Here is a 17,899-nt window from a genome sequence, read left to right as displayed (position 1 = left end):
GTGGGTAGTGTGGGGCATCGAGGGCCTTCCGGCGAGTCGGTGCAGATGTCGCAATCCACACCGATACCGGAGGCCCTCTTCGCGTGTGTCAGGGGGGTGGGTGTTACCAACCTCCGTGGTCAGTACAGCTAGGGCGTCCCGGGAGAGGTGCGCGAGGGGGATCGCGCCTTCCGGGACCTGTGTCGCCGGCCGGGCGGAGTCCGCCGGGCCGGGCGCCCCACCCGCGGTTGGCGCCCGTGGCGCCACGGGGGCGTGTGGAGGGTGGGCGGAGCCCACCGATCCGCACGCGTCTACCTCGTAGGGCCGGCGGGATTCGAACCCGCACTGTACAGCACCTAAAGCTGTCGTCTCCTGCCGGTTGGACTACGGCCCCGTCGGGACAACTGTACCGAAGACGGGGGCGGACCCGGCCGTCAGGCCCCGGAGGGTCGGGCGCGGCCGGGCCCGGAGCGCCCGGGCGTCAGACGCCGAGTTCCTTCTTGAGGCGGTCGACGTGACCGGTGGCCTTCACGTTGTACAAGGCCTTCTCCACCTTGCCGTCGGTGCCGACGACGACGGTGGAGCGGATGACGCCCTGGACGACGCGGCCGTAGTTCTTCTTCTCCCCGAAGGCGCCGTACGCGCGCAGGGTGTCCTTGCCGGGGTCGCCGAGCAGGGTGAACGTCAGGGCCTCCTTGTCCCGGAACGCGGCGAGCTTGTCGGTCGTGTCGGGGGAGACGCCCAGCACGGTGAGGCCCGCGGAGCCGAACTCCCGCAGGTTGTCGCGGAAGTCGCAGGCCTGCGTGGTGCACCCGGGGGTCATCGCCGCCGGGTAGAAGTACAGGACGACGCGCTGTCCGGTGGAGGCCAGGACCTCGCTGAGGGTGACGGGCTTGCCGTCGGCGTCGTCGAGGGTGAAGTCGGGTGCCTGGTCGCCGGGCGCCAGGCGGATCGCGTCGCTCACGTCGTGTTCCCATCTGCTCGTCGGCGGGGCGGTGGGGCCCCGCCCGCTCACTCCTCCCTACCGTAGCGAGCGTGCGGGGTGCCCCGGGAGGCGACGCTTCGTGACCTGTGTCAGGCTGGGTTTACCGGCTTCGGTTGCGATTCCGGTTCGGTTCGTCCGCTTCGGGGTTGACCAGCGGTTCGATCACCTATTGTTGACCGCACTCGTGCTTTCGGTCGACCCGCAGGTGACGCCTGACGCGCACCCGGGCGCCGCGTCCCTCCGGTGGTGGTCGGCACGGCCTCCGGGCCGGAACACATCCGCTTCGTGTTGGGGAGTATTGGCGACGATGCCTGGATTCACACTCGACGAGGTCAGGGACCGCACGCTCAAGGAGCGCGACTCCTGGCTGACGGTCTCCCTCGTGGACCCGGTCGCGGTCCGGGTCGTCCGCCTGCTCGCCAACCGGACGTCGATCACGCCCAACCAGCTGACCGTGGTCGCGCTCTTCCTGGGGCTCGGCGCGGCTGTCTGCTTCGCCCTGGGCTACCGGCAGTTCCTGGTCCTGGGCGCGTTCCTGTACATCCTGTGCTTCCTCGTGGACTGCGTGGACGGCAAGCTGGCGCGGCTCACCGGTTCGGAGTCCCTGTTCGGCTCGTGGATGGACTACGTGTCCGACCGGTTCCGGGTCCTGGTGTGCGCGGTCGCCCTCATGGGCGGTCAGTACGTCGTGGCAGAGGAGGTCAACCCCGACTCGAACCCGGTGTGGTTCGTGTGGCTGGCCCTGGCCGTGGTCTTCCTGGACATGCTGCGGTACCTCAACGCCCTCCAGGTCTACAAGGTCCGCAGGGAGATGCGCTCGCACCTGGCCGCCGCGCTGGAGAGGGCCCGCGCGACCCTGTCGATGCTCGGTCCGGAGGAGGACGACACGACCTCGGCCACCGGCGGCGGCGGACGGACCATGAGCGACGGCGGCGAGCAGGCGGTGCTCCGCCACGGCATCGGCGTCCTGGAGCAGATCCTGCACAGCCAGACCGAGCGGGAGACGCGCAACCAGCGCACGGCCGGCAAGCAACCGGACCTGACGCTGCCCAAGGTGGACCTCCACCAGGAGTTCAGGTCCCGCTTCCCGTGGTACCAGCGTTTCTGGGCGGCGCTCAACGCGCGTCGCATCAGGACCCACCTGGTGGGCGGCATCGAGTTCCAGCTGGCGGTCTTCGTGGTCGCGCCCCTGGCGGTGGCGGCCTTCGGGGCTCCGTCGCTGATCGGCTGGATCGCCGCCGTCGCGGGCGTTTTGCTTCTCGCTTTCGAGATAGCCATCATCTATAAACTGTGGTTGTCCACGCGGGACTTCTTCCGCGTGGTCGACGGAATCGACGGCGCGCTGAGATTCTCCGGTCCGTCCGACGGCGCGGAGGAGAGCCGGGACTCCGGCTCGGACTCGGACCCGGGCTCTCAGACGACCCTGCGCTAGTGGAGAGAGGCGGAGCCCCATGACGGGACGTGACACCGAACCGCGCCAGACCCCGGCTGAGATCCAGGCCGAGATCACCCGCGAACAGCGGCGGCTGGCGGAGACCCTGGACGAGCTGAGTGAGCAGGCGCGGCCCGCCAACATCGCCCGGAGACAGATCGGCAAGGCCCGTGAGCGCGGCGCCCGGATCGTCGACGAGGCGCGTGCCCTCGTGGTCGGCGGAGGCGCGGTGCGCGTGGAGAGCCACCTCGTGGACCCCGAGGAGGGCAGCATCGTCATCAAGGGCGATGACGAGGTCGTGACCACCTACCAGTCGCGCCGCCAGCTGCCCCCGGAAGCACTGATCCTCGCGGTGGGCATCGGCACGGTCATCGCCGTGGGCGTGGTGGCCTGGGCGGTCCGCCGCCGCAGGTAGCCGACCGACGAGCAGGGGCCCGTGCGTTCGCCGCACGGGCCCCCTGCCGTTCCCGGAGGCCGTGCCCCAGGGGGCGCGGTCGCGCCGTGACGCGTCCCGGGCGGGGCCTCCGCGCGGTCGGCGGTGGTCCGGCCGGGCCCGGTGTCAGAGGAAGGTCCGGCCCTCGCCCCGGTACGTGGGGGCGGCGCCGACGTACTCGCCGGTGTCGGAGTCGACCAGGTGCAGGGTGTCGAAGCGTTCGCACAGCTCGCCCGCCTTGGCGTGGCGCATCCACACCCGGTCGCCGACGGCGAGCCCGTTCGCGGCGGCGCCGACGAGGGGGGTCTGGACCTCGCCCGCGCCCTCGTTGACGGTGTAGGAGAGCCCGGCGGGAAGGTGGGGGGTCGGCGGCCGGTGGGCGTCGACGGGGCCGGAGGCGGGGTAGCCGCCGCCGAGGGCCGTGGCCACGCCCGGAGCGGGGCGGCGTACGACGGGGAGGGCGAAGAGGGCGGCGGGGCGGCCCCGGAAGGACCGGTAGTGGTCGAACAGGCGGGGGTGGTAGAGCCCGGACCCCGCCGCGAGTTCGGTCACGGCCTTCTCGCGCCCGGTGGTGTGGAGGCTGCCCGTGCCTCCGCCGTTGACGAAGCGGAGGTCGGCGACGGCGCGGACGGCGCGCACGACGGCGGCTCTGCGTCCGGCGAGCTCCAGCGCCGATCTTCGCTGGACGGCGCGGAGCACGCGGCCGTACAGGGGGCGGCCGGGAGGGGCGTCCCCCACGCCGGCGATCTGGCCCTCGTAGGCCATGATGCCGTCCAGTTCCAGGTCGGGCCGGCCGACGACGGCGCGGGCGAGCGCGGCGGCCTGGGCGGGGGTGCGTACGGGGGAGCGGTAGGAGCCGATGCGGGCGCGGGAGCCGAACGGCTGCCAGCTGGTGTCGATGTCCAGGCACACGCGGACCGGCGGGGACCCGGGGCCGCGTGAGCCGGAGGCGGTGGCGTCGGCGACGGCGGCGGCGATCAGGTCGAGGTGGGCGGTGTCGTCGACCATCAGGGTGATGGTGCGGGCTGCGCCGGGGTCTCCCGCGAGCCTGGTGAGGGCGTCCCGGTCGACGGTTGGGTAGGCGACGAGGATGTCGTCGCTCAGGGGGCCGTCGGAGTCGCCCTCGGCCAGCCACAGTGCCTCGGGGAGGGTGAAGGCCATGACCCCCTCGTAGCCGGGGAGGGCGAGGGCGGTGCGGAGCAGGGCACGGCTGCGCACGGACTTGCTGGCGATCCGGACGGGCTTGCCGTGGGCCCGGCGGGTGAGGTCGGCGGCGTTGGCGCGGAAGGCGGCCAGGTCGACCATGGCGAAGGGGGCTTGGAGTTCGCTTGTCGCGGCCTCGTACTTCTCACGCAGGCTTGTCATGCGTCTGAGGATGCCAGAACATGAATGTGTTTCATATTCCTGGGCGGACACGACTTGGCGGACGTGTGTCCCGGGCGACGTCCCCGAACCGCTCCACCGGGCGGCGCAGGTCGATATCCTGGGATGTCACGGCTGATCAGCCGGTCCGACCCCAGGAATGGTTCTTCCCATGAGTGAGCGCGAGTACGTCCTGACCCTTTCATGTCCCGACAGCAGGGGCATCGTCGCAGCCGTGGCCAACCTGCTGTCCGACCACGGTTGCAACATCACCGAGAGTCAGCAGTACGGCGACCATTTCACGAGCCGCTTCTTCCTGCGGATGCAGTTCGTGGCGGAGCGGGGCGCCGACGGGGTGGTGGACGAGGACGTGCTGCGCGGGGCGTTCGCGGCCCTCGCGGGCGACTTCGGCTCCGGATCGGGCGACGCGTCCGTCGAGTGGACCCTCAGCCCCCGCGACGTGCGCCCGCGCATGATCGTCATGGTGTCGAAGTTCGGCCACTGCCTCAACGACCTGCTCTACCGCCAGCGCAGCGGGCTCCTGGACGTCGACATCGCCGCCGTGGTGTCCAACCACCCGGACCTGGAGTTCCTCGCGGACTCCTACGGCGTGGACTTCCACCACCTGCCGGTGACCGCGGGAAACAAGCGGGAGCAGGAGACGCGGCTGCTGGAGCTGGTCGACTCCTACGACGTGGACCTGGTCGTCCTGGCCCGCTACATGCAGGTGCTCTCCGAGCAGCTGTGCACGAAGATGTCCGGCCGGATCATCAACATCCACCACTCCTTCCTGCCGAGCTTCAAGGGCGCGCGCCCCTACCACCAGGCCCACACGCGCGGTGTGAAGCTGATCGGTGCGACGGCCCACTACGTCACGGCGGACCTGGACGAGGGGCCCATCATCGAGCAGGAGGTCTCCCGGGTGGACCACACGCACAGCCCGGAGCAGCTCACCGCGATCGGCCGGGACCTGGAGTCGGTGGCGCTGGCCCGCGCGGTCAACTGGCACGCGCAGCGTCGTGTCCTCCTCAACGGGGAGAAGACGGTCATCTTCGGCTGACACCGGGGGACTGTTCCGCGCGGCCACCTGCCGCCGGAACCGGTTTTCGGACTTTGGGGGCGCCTCTGGGGGCGCCCCTTTCGTTTGTGCCCCGCGCGGCTTTCCCGTGTCGATGTGGGGCCCTCTTGGGGTGAGCCTTACCTTCTCTGACCAGCAAATTGTTACGCAAGGTATCTTGTCGACTACGTACAGTGTGTATATGGTGTGTTTAGTTCGGAACTCGTCTGGTCATTCCATGGCGCAGATACCGGGTTTCGGTCCGAAATCTCCGAGAGCAATGCGCTCGGAGGAGGGGGCAGAAAACATGGGCAAGAACTTCGACGACGCGGCAGGCAAGGCCAAGGACGCCTACGGCAAGGCCACGGGTGACCGGGGCAAGCAGGCCGAGGGCAAGGCGGACCAGGCCAAGGCCGAGGCCAAGGACAAGGCCGACCAGGCCAAGGAGAAGTCCGAGGACCTCAAGGACCGGGCCGAGGACGCGGGCGAGAAGATCAAGAACGTCTTCAAGCGTTGACGATCGCTGTGACCACGGGGTTTCTGCACACGGCGTAGGGGGACCAGTGTCGGACATCAAGACCGAACCGAAGGTGCCGGGCGCCCGCGAGGCGGCCCGGGGCGACGGCTCCGGCGACGAGGGAGGGCGTACCCAGATCGCGGACGGGGTCGTCGCCAAGATCGCGGGGATGGCCGCCCGCGAGATCGGCGGCGTCCACGCGATGGGCGGAGGCACGGCGCGCGCCGTCGGCGCCGTCAGGGACGCCGTGACGGGCGGGGGCGACACGGGCTCCGTCTCCCGCGGGGTCACGGTCGAGGTGGGCGAACGCCAGGCCGCCGTCGACATCGACCTCGTCGTCGAGTACGGGGCCGCCATCCCGGACCTCGCCGCCTCCGTACGGCGCAACGTCGCCACGGCGGTCGGGCGCATGACGGGCCTGGAGGTCACCGAGATCAACATCAGGGTGGACGACATCCACCTGCCCGACGACGATCAGGGCGACGACACCGGCGACTCCGGGCCCAGGGTCCAGTAGTGGTGTACGGCGGTGAGGATCCGGGCGAGGTGGCCCGACGCGTGGCCGAGGAGGCCGTCCGCTTCCCGGACGTGGTGGAGCTGTCGTCCGGAGGGTTCGGAACGCTGGCCACCCCCGTACCGGGGGGGCGCGTACGCGGCGTCGCCGTGCGCGGCGACGGGATCGAGGTCGGCGTCGTGGTCCGCTTCGGGAGGCCACTGCCGGAGATCGCCGCCGAGCTGCGCCGGGGCCTCGCCCCGTTGGCCGGCGGCCGCACCGTCCACGTCTCCGTGGAGGACGTGGTCGCCGGCCTCGACGACGGCACCCGCACGGGTCGCTGAACTGGAAGCATCAGGTGCTGGACAAGAGGGGGAAGCCATGTGGCCCATCGTTGGCCTGTCCTACGGGACGGTACTGGGTCTCGCCGCTGCCTTCGGCGGGTTCGCGGCGTTCGCGCTGGTCCTGGTTCTGGGCCTCGTCGGGTTCGTCGCGGGCAGGGCGATGGAGGGCGAGATCGACCTCACCGAGATGTTCTCTCGGCGCTCGGCCTGAGGCGAGGCCCCCGGTTCGCCGGGGGCACCGCCGGGGCACACGTCCTCGAGGGAAGGAACGGCCGTGGCCGGAGTGCGGACCGATACGGTCCCCGAACAGAGGGAGCCCCCGGGCGACGAACGGTCCCGCGGGCGCCACGAGCGCGACGGGAGCCACGGCGACCCGGGCGGTCGCACCGTCATCGAGGCCGCCGTGGTCGAGAAGTCCGCGGTCCGGGCCGTCCGCGAGGTCGAGGGGGCCCGCGCCGCCCGATCGCGGCCGGCACGGGCACGGGTGAGCGGTGAGGTGGTCCTCCTGAGACTGCGGATCACCGTGCGCTACCCGCGATCGGCGCGGGAGGTCGCCGCGCGGGTCCGCGGGCACGTCAAGGAACGGGTCGAGCGGATCACCGGCAAGCAAGTCCACCACATCGACATCGAGATCGCGGAGCTGGTGCGCTGACATGACCACCGTGGAAGAGGTGCTCGGCCGTCCTGACCAGGGCGTCGACCGTCGGGCCAAGCGGGTGGCCGTCCATACCTTCCGGCCGAGGCGGTCGTGGCCTGCGGTGATCACGGGCTTCCTGATCCTCATCGTCGCCGTCGTGGCCGCCGCGGAGGTGATCTCGGCGCTCGCCGGGAGCCCGCTGCGGCTCATCCCCGTGGGCGCGGCCACGGGGTACGCGGGCGCCACCACCTGGTCCGCCCCGTCGGTGCAGATCGCGTCCGCGGTCCTGGCCCTGATCGGGCTCGCGCTGATCGTGGCCGCCCTCACCCCCGGGCGCGGGCACTGGACCGCGCTGCGCACCGACGACCCCGCCCTGGTGGTGGGGCTCACCCGGCCCGCGCTGCGCCGGGCCGTGGCAGCGGCCGCGCACGACGTCAGCGGTGTCGACGCGGTCCACGTCACGGTGCGGGGCAACCGGCTCCGGGTGCACGTGCGCACCGGGATGCGCGAGTCGGCGGGGCTGCCCGCGGAGGTGACCGCGGCCGTGGAGCGGCGGTTGGAGCAGTTGGCGCCGCTGCGCAGCCTGCGGATCGCCACCCACGTCCGGTACGCGGAGGGGTGACCATGGTGCGAGACAGGTCCCGGAGGTCGGCCCGGGGGAACCGGTGGGGGCTGGCGGTCGTCGGAGCGGTCCCGCTCCTCGCGGGGGCGGCGGCACTCGCCGCGGGGCGCGGGTTGTTCGGCGCCTCCCTCGCGGAGAGTCCCCTGCTCAGCGAACCGGTCGCCGGGTTCCTCGGTCAGCAGTGGGTGCCGTACGCGGCGGTCGCGGTGGCGCTCGCGGCCGGGTTCCTCGCGCTGCGCTGGCTGATGGCGCAGGGCCTCAACGACACCGTGGGGCGCCTGGTCCTGGACAAGGGCCAGGACGGACGGGTGGAGATGTCCGAGAGCGTGGCCCGCGGCGCCCTGGAACAGGAGGTCGCCGACTACCCGGGCGTGCGCCGCGCCCGTGCGAGGCTGACCGAGTCCTCCGAGGCGCCGCACCTGCGGCTGGCGCTCACCCTGGACGACGACGCGGACGTCACGGGGGTGTGGCAGCGGGTGCGCTCGGACGCGCTCGCCAACCTGCGCCGCTCGCTCGACCTGGAGAGGGTCCCCGCCGTCGTGCGCATGTCGATGACCGCTCCGGCCAAGAACTCCCGCCGCAGCCTCGCCTGAGAGCGCGGGGCGCGTCCTCGCTCCGGCCGTCTCCGCTCCTGCCGTTATGCCGCTCGCCGTCTTCCCGGGAGCGGCCCCGGACGCCGGAGCCGTGCGTGCGCGGCCACCGGGCGGGCCGGCGCCCCGTCCGGCGGCCGGGAGTGTTCCCGGCAGGCTCGCGGGCCGGGATGCGAGAACGAGCTAGGGGCGGCGGTCGTCCGCGTGCCCGCGCTCGTGCCGCACGCGTCCGTCCCGCAGGACGGTGCGCACGTTGCGCTCCGGGTCCGCGAGCACACCGATGTCGGCGAGGGGGTCGCCGTCCACGACCAGAAGGTCGGCCCGTGCGCCGTCGCGCAGGGTGCCGACGACGCCCTCCAGGCCGAGGAGCCGGGCGGCGTTGACGGTGGCCGCGCGCAGGACGTCGGCGGCGGGCTGGACCCGGCCCCGGATGGCGAACTCCCGGCTCTGGCGGTCCTGCATGCCGCCGAGCAGGTCGCTGCCGAAGACCAGGTTCACCCCGGCCTCGTGCGCGAGGCGCAGTGCGTCCATGCCCCGGGTGAGGACGGTGTCGACCTTCTCCTGGCCGGCGGCGGGCAGCCCGTGGGCGGCCCCCTGGCGGGACAGCTCCTCGTAGGTCACGAGCGTGGGCACCAGGAACGCGTCGTGCTCCAGGAACAGCTCGACGCTGCTCCGGTCGATGAGGTTGCCGTGCTCGATGCAGCGCACCCCCAGCCGGAGGCCGCGGTTGACGGCGCGGGCGGTGTAGGCGTGGCCGGTGACGTAGCGGTTCGCGGCCTCGGCCTCCTCCACCACGGCACGGATCTCGTCGTCGGACGACTGGGTGGAGTCGATGCGGTCGGTGGGGGAGGCGACCCCGCCGGACAGCATGATCTTGAGGTGGTGGGCGCCGGTGCGCAGCTGCTCGCGGGCGGCACGCCGGAACTCGACGGGGCCGTCGCAGACCACCCCGGCGCCGGGGCAGCAGGCGTGGGTGTCGCCGCCCTGGCGGCCGGGGCCGCGGAAGTCGCCGTGTCCGCCGGTCTGGGAGAGCGCCTTGCCTCCGAACATCAGCCGCGGTCCGTCGACCAGTCCCTCCTCGACCGCGAGGGCCAGTCCCCAGTCGCCGCCCGCCACGTCCCGGACGGTGGTGAAGCCGCGTCGGAGCATGGCGTTGAGGGAGCGGCCGGCGTAGCTGGCGACGTAGGAGGGCGCGTGGTCCATGGCCGCGCCCAGGTCGGCGCTGAAGGCGGTCGCGTGGATGTGCGCGTCGATGAGCCCCGGCATGAGGGTGGCCCCGCCCAGGTCGACGACCTCGACGGCGTCACCCGTCTCGGGCGCGGGCCCGCGCCCGCTGCCGGCGATGACCCCGTCCTCCACGAGCAGCCAGGAGTCCGGCGTCCTGGTGCCCGCCTCCGGGTCGAGGAGGCCCGCTCCGGTGAAGAGGAGAGTCGGGTGGGACTGACGGGTCATGTGTACCTCCGGTGGGACGGCTCCGCGTGTGGACCACGCTTGTGCAATATATGTTGCGTCACGGGCGCGCGAACAGCCAGGGGGTGGTATCGCTTGGAGGACGCGCGGCCCGGGGAGTTCCGGCCGCGCCGCACCGGGACGGAGGGGTGATGGCGGACTGGATCGAGGCTGCGCTCGGCGGCGGGCGCCTCGGCCGCGCGGCGGAACGCGTGGTCAGGGTGCTGAGGGACGAACCGAGGTTCGCGTCCTACGCGAGCACCGCGGAGCTGGCCGACCGCGCCGGCGTCAACGTCGCCACAGTGGTCCGCGCCGCGCAGGCCCTCGGGTTCAGCGGCTGGCCGGCGCTCCGTGTCGAGCTGCGCTCGCGCTACCTCGCCTCGCTCACCGCGGGGGAGGTGCTCGCCGAGCACGCCGGGTCCGACGCGGACCCGGTCCGCGCCGCGGTCCGCGCCGACCGGGAGGGGTTGCGGACCCTCGAACTCACGCTGGAACCCGCCAGGGTGCGCGCGCTCGCGGCCGCCATCCACACCGCCCGCAGGACCAGGGTCGTGGGGTCGGGGACGTTCGCGGCGCCCGGCCTGCAGCTGGCGCACGCCGCCGGGATCATGGGCTACGACGTGGAGCGGTGCGAGGTCGGGGGAACCGTGCTGGTCAACACGCTGGCGCGGATGGGCCCGGACGACCTGTTGCTGGCCTGCGACCTGTGGCGGCTGCCCACCGCGCTGCGCTCGGCGGTGAGGGTGGCCGGGGAGCGGTCCGTACCGGTCGCGGTGATCACGGACCGCCGGGACTCCCCTCTGGCGGAGGGGGCCGCGCACCTTCTGCTCGTCCCGAGCGAGGGTGTGGGCATGTTCCCCTCGCTGACCCCGGTCATGGCGGTGATCCACGCCGTGCTGGCCGAACTGGCCCGGATCGGCGGGGACTCGGTGCTGCGGGCGGTGCGTGACACGGAGCGGTTGTGGGAGGAGTCGGAGCTCTTCTGAGTGGCGTCCGGGTGGATGACCTGCGACTACGGAGCGACGTGCAGGTGCCGTGATCAGGGTCACGTTCTTTGCAATAAGTGTTGCACTTCACTGGCGGGACTGCTTTCATGGCGGACGGATCACCGCCGGTGGTCTCCCCCCGTCCCCATCCCCTGACCGAACTCCGCAGGTGGCCCATGCAGACGACCCATCTCGTGATCCTCGCCGTGTACATCCTGGCCATGCTGGGGATCGCCCTCTTCTTCCTGCGCTCCGGCAAGCTGCGCGGCGGCGACGACTTCCTCTTCGCCGGACGCAGTCTGCCCCGCCCGGTCATGATCGCCACCATGCTGGTGACCTGGGTCGGGTCCGGGACCATCATCGGCGGCGCCAACTTCGCCTACACCTACGGGCCCATGGCCGGACTCGTCTTCTTCGCGGGCACCCCGCTGGGCATCCTGGTCCTGCTCCTGGCGGCCCGCCGCATCCGGAGGGCGTCCAGGCACACCATCCCCGAACTGCTGGAGGTGCGCTTCGGGATCGGGGTCCGCACCGTCGCGGCGGTGGTCACCACCATCGCCTTCCTGGGCCTGACCGCCTCGCAGTTCGTCGGCGGGGGGTACGTCGTCAGCCTGGTCACCCCGCTGTCCGCCACCCAGGGGACCGTGCTCATCGCCGTCGTCGTGACCCTGCTGACGATCAGCGGCGGCCTGTTCTCGGTCGCCTACACCGACTTCGTGTCCGCCATCCTCATCGTGCTGGGCCTGTTCATGGCGCTGCCGCTGGTCTTCGCCGCGGTCGGCGGTCCGGGCGCCTACTGGGACGGGCTGCCGGAGCAGGCGCGAACCTTCAGCGGCGGACTGAGCGCGCTCCAGCTGCTCGGCTACTTCCTCCCGCTGTTCCTGCTGCTCCTCGCCGACCAGAACATGTACCAGCGCCTCGCCGCCGCCAAGGACGAGCGCGAGGCCAGGTCGTCCACCACGGGCATGCTGTTCGGAAGCTTCTTCGTCTTCATCCCCGTCGTCCTGCTCGCCACGGCCGCCGCCGTCCTCATGCCCGGCATCAACGGGGACATGGCGGTCCTGAGCCTTGCCTCCGAGGGCTACCTGCCCGCCGTCCTGGGCGGCCTGATCCTGGCCGGCGCGGTCGCCTTCGTCATCACCACGGGCTCGTCGTACATGCTGTCGGGAGCCTCCAACGTCGCCTACGACCTGTACGCGCGATTCGTCGGGGACCGGGTGAGCGAGCGGCGCAAGCTCGTGGTCCAGAGGCTGTCGGTCCTGGGCATCGCCCTCGCGGGCCTCGCCCTCAGCCTGTACTTCCCGACCGTCCTCGAACTCCAGATGTACTCGTACACCGTCTACGGCGCGGCGATCACCCCGGTGGTCCTGTCGGTGCTGTTCTGGAAGCGCGCGACCACCGCCGGAGCCGTCGCCGCCCTGGTCGTCGGCGCGGCCACCACCATCGGCTGGCAGCTGGCGGGGACCCCGGGCGGTCTGAACGGGGTCATCGTGGCACTGCCCGCGGCACTGGTGGCGCTCGTCGTCGCCAGCCTGCTCACGAAGGCGCCCGACCCGGAGAGGGTGGCCGCCGCCGTCGCGGCACCCGACACCGACCAGCCCGGGACCGTGTCCGACGCCTCCGGCACAGCGGCCGACGCCGGCGGCACGAAGGCCTGATCCGCCCTCCGACGGGGCCCGCCTTCCGACGGCGGGCCCCGCTCGCGTACCTGAGCGGGGGCGCCCACCGCGTCCTCCGGGGCGCACGGCCCTCAGCGGCCACCCGGGGCGCCGTCCCGGCCGATCAGCGGGTCAACCCGAGTTCTCCGGCGCGTGCGCCCGCCTGGAACCGGGAGGCCGACTCCAGCGATGCCAGGAGTTCGGCCACCCGTCGCCGGTAGGTGCGCAGGGACACGCCCAGGCGTCGCGCCGCGGTCTCGTCGGTGAGCCCCTCCGCGAGTGCGCGCAGGATCTTCCTCTGGTCGGCGTCGATCCGCGGCCGGTCGCGGCGCAGGTAGACGTCCAGGGGGTCCGAGGCCTGCCAGACGGCGTCGAGCAGCGAGCACACGCCTTCGATCAGCGACGGTGACGAGGTGACCGTGAACCCGCGGTCGCGCGTCGGCACGGGGTCGGCCAGGATCATGACCCGCCGGTCGATGACGATGGTCTCGTGCGGAAGCGGGGACGCGCAGACGCGTACCAGCGCGCCCACGGCCGCGACCTCGAACAGGTGGTGCCGTCCCGCCTCGTCGGTCAGCGCGGTGGGGGTGTAGAGCTTGCGCACCGTCACGCCTTCCGCGAGGGAGGCGCCCATCCGTTGCGCGACGGCCGCGCGATCGTTCGGCCGCGACCAGGTGGACATGTCGTTGGCGGCGCACAGGAACTCGGACCCGACGGTCCCGAATAGATGGCCGGCGCGCGCGACGAGCTCGGCTTCGCCGCGAACCCTGATCACCTGATCGCCCGTCACGCGGTCAGTGTCGCCGACCGGGGCGGCGTGCGCAAGTGGCAGCTTCCTGCCACGGGCCGACCCGTTCCCGCCGTCGGTGCCAGCCTGGACCCATGACGACGAACGAGACCATCACCGCCCCCGGCGGCAGCTTCCTCCTCGGCGGCGATCTGCGGATCAGCCGCCTCGGGTTCGGTGCCATGCGCCTGGCCGCCGGAACGCCCGCCGGTCCTGTGCGGGATCCTCGAACCGGCGTCGCTGTGGTGCGCCGAGCCGTCGAACTGGGTGTGGACCACATCGACACGGCGGGCTTCTACGGGCGGGGCGGGGTCCGCGCGCACGAGTTGATCCGCGAGGCGCTCTCCCCCTACCCCGATGACCTGGTCATCGTGACCAAGGTCGGCCCCGTGCGCAACGAGGCCGGCGTGCCCGCGTCCGAGGCCACGCCGGGGCAGCTGCGGGGGCTGGTCGAGGAGGACCTGGATCGGCTCGGCCTCGATCGGCTCGACCTGGTGTACCTGCGGGTGGGCGGGATGAACCCGCCGGACGGTTCCTCGCTCGCCGACCGGTTCGCCGTGCTGGCCGGCCTGCGGGACGAGGGGCTGATCCGCCACCTGGGAGTCAGCAACGTCACGGCCGACCAGTTCGCCGAGGCCGCTGCCATCGCCCCGGTCGTCGCGGTGCAGAACCACTTCCACGTCCACCACCGGGACGACGCCGCCCTCCTCGACCTGTGCGGGCGGTCCGGAGCCGCCTTCGTGCCCTTCTTCCCCCTCGGCGGCGGCCACCGGCCGGTCGACGGGGCCCGGGTGGCGAAGGTCGCCGACGGGCACGGGGCAACGTCCGCCCAGGTGGCCCTGGCCTGGCTGCTGGCGACCGCACCGCACGTGCTCGCCATCCCGGGGACCGGTTCTCCGGACCATCTGGAGGAGAACATGGCGGCGGCGGGGGTCCGCCTCACCGACGAGGACCTCGCGGCACTCGCCGGGTGACACCGGGCGACGGTTCGGGACCACGGGCCGGGCCCGCCGCCGCGCCTCCGGGGCGGGGTCGCCGTTCGGCCCATGCCGTCGACGGCGGGGCCGCCTCGTGAGGTCTCCCCTGGCTCCTCGTGCATGTCGCTGATGACCCCTGCGGATCCACAGGGCGCCGTCTGTCCCGGTGCTCACGTGTACCCTGGATCCAGGCAGTGTCCCGGAGGGAGGCGAGCATGTCCGAGCTCACCATCGAGTTCTCTGAGGCCGAGGCGGAACAGATCCGTCAGGCCGCCGCGGCCGAGAACCGGCCGCCGGAGGAGCTGGTCCAGGAGATGAGGGAGACCGTGCTCGCCACGGTCCGCCGTCGGCGCGTCATGGCCGCCGCACAGCGCGTCACCACTCTCTCCGCCGGACTCAACGACAGGCTCGCGAAGTAGGTGGACGTCGTCCACCTGGACGTGGAGCTGGTCCTCGAAATCACGACCATGGCGTTGGCCCAGAACGGACAGGGCTCCGCGAGGGTGCGCGACTTCGGGCTCCTGGAGAGCGCCGTGCACCGTCCGCGGGGCTCTTCGTTCGGGGACGAGCACTACCCCGACCTCTTCGAGAAGGCCGCGGCGCTGATGCACTCCCTGGCCAGGAACCACGTCTTCATCGACGGCAACAAGCGTGCCGCGTGGAACTGCGCGGCCACGTTTCTCGAAGTCAACGGGATGCCCCTGAGGGATCCCGTCGACGCGGACCGTGCCGAGCGCTTCGTCCTGGACGTCTGTACGGGACGCCTGGAGGACGTGGCCCGCATCGCGGCGGAACTGCGTACCTTCCACGAGGTTTCCTGAAGGGCCCTCAGCACTCGATGACGTTGACGGCGAGGCCGCCGCGCGAGGTCTCCTTGTATTTGTCGTGCATGTCGCGGCCGGTGTCGCGCATGGTGCGGATGACCTTGTCCAGCGACACGAAGTGGCTGCCGTCGCCGCGCAGCGCGATGCGGGTCGCGCTGATCGCCTTCACCGAGGCGAGCGCGTTGCGCTCGATGCACGGCACCTGGACGAGACCGCCGATCGGGTCGCAGGTCAGCCCCAGGTTGTGCTCCATGGCGATCTCGGCGGCGTTCTCCACCTGGGCCGGGGTGCCGCCCAGGACCTCGGCCAGACCGGCGGCGGCCATCGAGGAGGCGGACCCCACCTCTCCCTGGCAGCCGACCTCGGCGCCGGAGATCGAGGCGTTCTGCTTGAACAGGATGCCGATCGCCGCTGCGGTGAGCAGGAAGCGCACCACGCCCTCGTCGCCGGCCCCCGGACTGAAGTGCAGGTAGTAGTGCAGCACCGCCGGGACGATGCCCGCGGCGCCGTTGGTCGGAGCCGTGACCACGCGCCCGCCCGCCGCGTTCTCCTCGTTGACGGCCAGGGCGTACAGGGTGATCCAGTCGCTCCCGCGCATCGGGTCGGGGTCCACCCCGGTCGGTGCCAGCAGGCCCGCCTCGTCGCAGTTCCCGCCCAGCTGCCGGTACAGGCGGTGCGCCCGGCGCGGCACCTTCAGGCCGCCCGGCAGGCTGCCCTCGGTCGTCACGCCCCGGCGCACGGACTGCCGCATGGCCGCCCAGATGACCAGGAGTTCGGCGCGGATCTGCTCCGGGGTGCGCCCGAACGCCTGCTCGTTGGCGAGCATCACCGCGCTGATCGACATGCCGGTGTCGGCGCAGATCCGCAGCAGCTCCTCGGCGCTGTCGAACGGGTGCGGGACGACGGTGGCGTCCGGTGTGATCCGGTCGGCCCCCGCGGCGCGCTCGTCCACGACGAAACCGCCGCCCACCGAGTAGTAGACCTTCGCGGCCAGCTCGGCGCCCCGGGAGTCCAGCGCCACGAACCGCATCCCGTTCGGATGGTCGGGCAGGTTCTCCCTGCGGCGGAAGTCCACGTCGACGGCCGGGTCGAAGGCCACCCGGGGCCCGTCCGGGCCGCCCAGGTACAGGGCCTGCTCGTCACGCACCCCCTGGACGAGCGCGGGGACCGCGTCCACGTCCACGTGCTCGGGGGTGTGCCCCATCAGCCCCAGCACCACGGCCGTGTCGCTCCCGTGCCCCTTGCCGGTGAGGGCCAGGGACCCGTACAGCTCGGCCCTGACGCGGGCGGTGCCGTCGTCCAGGCCGGCCTCGCGCAGCCCGGCCGCGAACGTGCGTGCCGCCTTCATCGGGCCGACCGTGTGGGAACTGGACGGTCCGATACCGATCTTGAACAGGTCGAACGCGCTGATGGCCATGGCTGTCCTCCTCATTGAGTACAGGGCCCGGAGTTCAGGTGTGCCGTGCGGGGCGCGGGCCCCGCACGGCGGATGCCCTACAGGTTGGGGTAGAGCGGGTACTTGGCGGTCAGTGCCTGGACCCGGCCGCGCAGCGCGTCCGCGTCGAACTCCGGCTTGAGCGCCTCGGCGATGACGTCGGCGACCTCGGTGAAGTCCTCGTCACCCAGACCGCGGGTGGCCAGGGCCGGGGTGCCGATCCGCAGGCCGGAGGTGACCATCGGCGGACGCGGGTCGTTGGGCACCGCGTTGCGGTTGACCGTGATCCCGATGTCGTGCAGGCGGTCCTCGGCCTCCTGGCCGTTGAGCTGGGAGTCGACCAGGTCCACCAGGACCAGGTGCACGTCCGTGCCCCCGGAGGCGACCTTGACGCCGACCTCGGCCATGTCCGGCCGGGTGAGGCGCTCGGCGAGCAGGCGCGCACCGCTGATGGTGCGGCGCTGGCGCTCGGCGAACTCCTCGCCCGCGGCGACCTTGAACGAGACCGCCTTGGCGGCGATCACGTGCTCCAGCGGTCCGCCCTGCATGCCGGGGAACACCGCGGAGTTGATCTTCTTGCCGAACTCGGACTTGGCGAGGATCATGCCGCCGCGCGGGCCGCCCAGCGTCTTGTGCGTGGTGGTGGTGACCACGTCGGCGAACGGCACCGGGTTGGGGTGCAGCCCGGCGGCGACCAGGCCCGCGAAGTGCGCCATGTCGACCATCAGCAGGGCGCCGACGGAGTCGGCGATCTCCCGGAAGCGGGCGAAGTCCAGCTGGCGCGGGTACGCCGACCAGCCCGCGACGATCATCTTCGGCTGGTGCTCCTTGGCGAGCGCCTGGACCTCGTCGTAGTCGACGGTGCCGTCCTCGTCGCGCACGTGGTAGGCCACCGCGTTGAGGATCTTGCCGGAGTAGTTGATCCGCATGCCGTGGGTGAGGTGGCCGCCGTGGGCCAGGTCCAGGCCCAGGATGGTGTCACCCGGCCTGAGCAGCGCGAAGTACACGGCCGTGTTGGCCTGTGCGCCCGAGTGCGGCTGCACGTTCGCGTGCTCGGCGCCGAACAGCGCCTTGGCGCGGTCGATCGCGAGCTGCTCCACGACGTCGACGTGCTCGCACCCGCCGTAGTAGCGGCGGCCGGGGTAGCCCTCGGCGTACTTGTTGGTCAGGACGGTGCCCTGCGCCTCGATCACCGCCTGGGGGGCGAAGTTCTCCGAGGCGATCATCTCCAGGGTGTCGCGCTGGCGGGCCAGCTCCGCGTCGACCGCGGCCGACACCTCGGGGTCCAGTTCGCTCAGGGTCTGGTTGAGCGTGTTGTCAGTAGCCATCGGG

The 17,899-nt window shown here is 72.1% G+C and carries 21 protein-coding genes and 1 tRNA gene; 15 read left to right on the top strand and 7 right to left on the bottom strand.

Annotated features, from left to right (window positions below):
* Nucleotides 1-298: 298 nt before the first annotated feature.
* Both Q8791_RS01815 and bcp read right to left on the bottom strand, forming a co-directional pair.
* Nucleotides 299-373: transfer RNA gene (locus tag Q8791_RS01815), tRNA-Leu, on the bottom strand.
* Nucleotides 374-460: 87 nt separating this feature from the next.
* Nucleotides 461-943, bottom strand: a complete 483-nt coding sequence (gene bcp, locus Q8791_RS01810; RefSeq protein ID WP_330089775.1) for a thioredoxin-dependent thiol peroxidase — start codon at nt 941-943, stop codon at nt 461-463.
* 328 nt (nt 944-1,271) lie between these two features.
* Here bcp and Q8791_RS01805 point away from each other — a divergent pair, with 328 nt between their 5' ends.
* Entirely contained in the window at nt 1,272-2,396 is a 1,125-nt protein-coding gene (locus Q8791_RS01805) for a CDP-alcohol phosphatidyltransferase family protein (protein WP_330089774.1), read from the top strand.
* Between the two features lie 19 nt (nt 2,397-2,415).
* A complete protein-coding gene (locus tag Q8791_RS01800; protein ID WP_330089773.1) occupies nt 2,416-2,811 on the top strand; it encodes a DUF3618 domain-containing protein in 396 nt (131 codons plus the stop codon).
* Between the two features lie 144 nt (nt 2,812-2,955).
* Here Q8791_RS01800 and Q8791_RS01795 read toward each other — a convergent pair whose 3' ends face one another.
* Nucleotides 2,956-4,194 (bottom strand): amino acid deaminase/aldolase, encoded by a 1,239-nt coding sequence (locus Q8791_RS01795; RefSeq protein WP_330089772.1) that lies wholly within the window; start codon nt 4,192-4,194, stop codon nt 2,956-2,958.
* A 169-nt stretch (nt 4,195-4,363) separates the two neighbouring features.
* On the opposite strand from Q8791_RS01795, the gene purU reads away from it, so the two are divergent.
* The 8 genes from purU (at nt 4,364) to Q8791_RS01755 (ending at nt 8,454) form a co-directional block, all read left to right on the top strand.
* Nucleotides 4,364-5,251, top strand: a complete 888-nt coding sequence (purU, locus tag Q8791_RS01790) for a formyltetrahydrofolate deformylase (RefSeq protein WP_330089771.1) — start codon at nt 4,364-4,366, stop codon at nt 5,249-5,251.
* Nucleotides 5,252-5,555: 304 nt separating this feature from the next.
* Nucleotides 5,556-5,765: a CsbD family protein gene (locus Q8791_RS01785; protein ID WP_330089770.1), complete on the top strand. Its 210-nt coding sequence runs from the start codon at nt 5,556-5,558 to the stop codon at nt 5,763-5,765.
* 46 nt (nt 5,766-5,811) lie between these two features.
* Nucleotides 5,812-6,282 carry an Asp23/Gls24 family envelope stress response protein gene (locus Q8791_RS01780; RefSeq protein ID WP_330089769.1) on the top strand — a complete coding sequence of 157 codons (471 nt, stop codon included), beginning with the start codon at nt 5,812-5,814 and terminating at the stop codon, nt 6,280-6,282.
* A gap of 2 nt (nt 6,283-6,284) precedes the next feature.
* Nucleotides 6,285-6,602, top strand: coding sequence for a hypothetical protein (locus Q8791_RS01775; protein WP_330089796.1), 318 nt, complete (start codon nt 6,285-6,287; stop codon nt 6,600-6,602).
* Nucleotides 6,603-6,639: 37 nt separating this feature from the next.
* Nucleotides 6,640-6,813, top strand: a complete 174-nt coding sequence (locus Q8791_RS01770; RefSeq protein ID WP_330089768.1) for a hypothetical protein — start codon at nt 6,640-6,642, stop codon at nt 6,811-6,813.
* A 63-nt stretch (nt 6,814-6,876) separates the two neighbouring features.
* Nucleotides 6,877-7,254, top strand: a complete 378-nt coding sequence (locus tag Q8791_RS01765; RefSeq protein ID WP_330089767.1) for an Asp23/Gls24 family envelope stress response protein — start codon at nt 6,877-6,879, stop codon at nt 7,252-7,254.
* 1 nt (nt 7,255) lies between these two features.
* Complete coding sequence (locus tag Q8791_RS01760; protein ID WP_330089766.1) at nt 7,256-7,861, top strand: DUF6286 domain-containing protein; 606 nt, start codon at nt 7,256-7,258, stop codon at nt 7,859-7,861.
* A 2-nt stretch (nt 7,862-7,863) separates the two neighbouring features.
* A complete protein-coding gene (locus Q8791_RS01755) occupies nt 7,864-8,454 on the top strand; it encodes an Asp23/Gls24 family envelope stress response protein (RefSeq protein WP_330089765.1) in 591 nt (196 codons plus the stop codon).
* A gap of 180 nt (nt 8,455-8,634) precedes the next feature.
* Here the strand turns inward: Q8791_RS01755 and Q8791_RS01750 are convergent, their stop codons facing one another.
* Entirely contained in the window at nt 8,635-9,903 is a 1,269-nt protein-coding gene (locus tag Q8791_RS01750) for a metal-dependent hydrolase family protein (protein WP_330089764.1), read from the bottom strand.
* 149 nt (nt 9,904-10,052) lie between these two features.
* Here Q8791_RS01750 and Q8791_RS01745 point away from each other — a divergent pair, with 149 nt between their 5' ends.
* Together Q8791_RS01745 and Q8791_RS01740 are read left to right on the top strand one after the other, a co-directional pair.
* On the top strand, nt 10,053-10,886 hold the full coding sequence (locus tag Q8791_RS01745; protein WP_330089763.1) for a MurR/RpiR family transcriptional regulator: 834 nt from the start codon (nt 10,053-10,055) through the stop codon (nt 10,884-10,886).
* Between the two features lie 176 nt (nt 10,887-11,062).
* The gene (locus tag Q8791_RS01740) at nt 11,063-12,544 is read left to right on the top strand and encodes a sodium:solute symporter family protein (RefSeq protein WP_330089762.1); all 1,482 of its coding nucleotides are present in this window, start codon (nt 11,063-11,065) and stop codon (nt 12,542-12,544) included.
* A 124-nt stretch (nt 12,545-12,668) separates the two neighbouring features.
* On the opposite strand, the gene Q8791_RS01735 is transcribed toward Q8791_RS01740, so the two are convergent.
* Nucleotides 12,669-13,334: a helix-turn-helix domain-containing protein gene (locus Q8791_RS01735; protein ID WP_330089761.1), complete on the bottom strand. Its 666-nt coding sequence runs from the start codon at nt 13,332-13,334 to the stop codon at nt 12,669-12,671.
* Between the two features lie 92 nt (nt 13,335-13,426).
* Here Q8791_RS01735 and Q8791_RS01730 point away from each other — a divergent pair, with 92 nt between their 5' ends.
* The 3 genes from Q8791_RS01730 (at nt 13,427) to Q8791_RS01720 (ending at nt 15,129) form a co-directional block, all read left to right on the top strand.
* On the top strand, nt 13,427-14,305 hold the full coding sequence (locus Q8791_RS01730; protein WP_330089760.1) for an oxidoreductase: 879 nt from the start codon (nt 13,427-13,429) through the stop codon (nt 14,303-14,305).
* A 218-nt stretch (nt 14,306-14,523) separates the two neighbouring features.
* A complete protein-coding gene (locus Q8791_RS01725) occupies nt 14,524-14,727 on the top strand; it encodes a hypothetical protein (RefSeq protein ID WP_330089759.1) in 204 nt (67 codons plus the stop codon).
* Nucleotides 14,728-15,129 (top strand): type II toxin-antitoxin system death-on-curing family toxin, encoded by a 402-nt coding sequence (locus Q8791_RS01720; RefSeq protein ID WP_330089758.1) that lies wholly within the window; start codon nt 14,728-14,730, stop codon nt 15,127-15,129. It abuts the gene before it with no gap.
* 7 nt (nt 15,130-15,136) lie between these two features.
* Here the strand turns inward: Q8791_RS01720 and Q8791_RS01715 are convergent, their stop codons facing one another.
* Together Q8791_RS01715 and Q8791_RS01710 are read right to left on the bottom strand one after the other, a co-directional pair.
* A complete protein-coding gene (locus Q8791_RS01715) occupies nt 15,137-16,549 on the bottom strand; it encodes an L-serine ammonia-lyase (RefSeq protein WP_330089757.1) in 1,413 nt (470 codons plus the stop codon).
* Nucleotides 16,550-16,626: 77 nt separating this feature from the next.
* Complete coding sequence (locus Q8791_RS01710) at nt 16,627-17,895, bottom strand: serine hydroxymethyltransferase (RefSeq protein WP_330089756.1); 1,269 nt, start codon at nt 17,893-17,895, stop codon at nt 16,627-16,629.
* Nucleotides 17,896-17,899: the final 4 nt, after the last annotated feature.

Source organism: Nocardiopsis codii, assembly GCF_036327455.1.
GTDB lineage: Bacteria > Actinomycetota > Actinomycetes > Streptosporangiales > Streptosporangiaceae > Nocardiopsis > Nocardiopsis codii.
The sequence above is the reverse complement of the archived record's forward strand: the minus strand, read 5'-3'. Positions and strand labels throughout refer to the sequence as shown.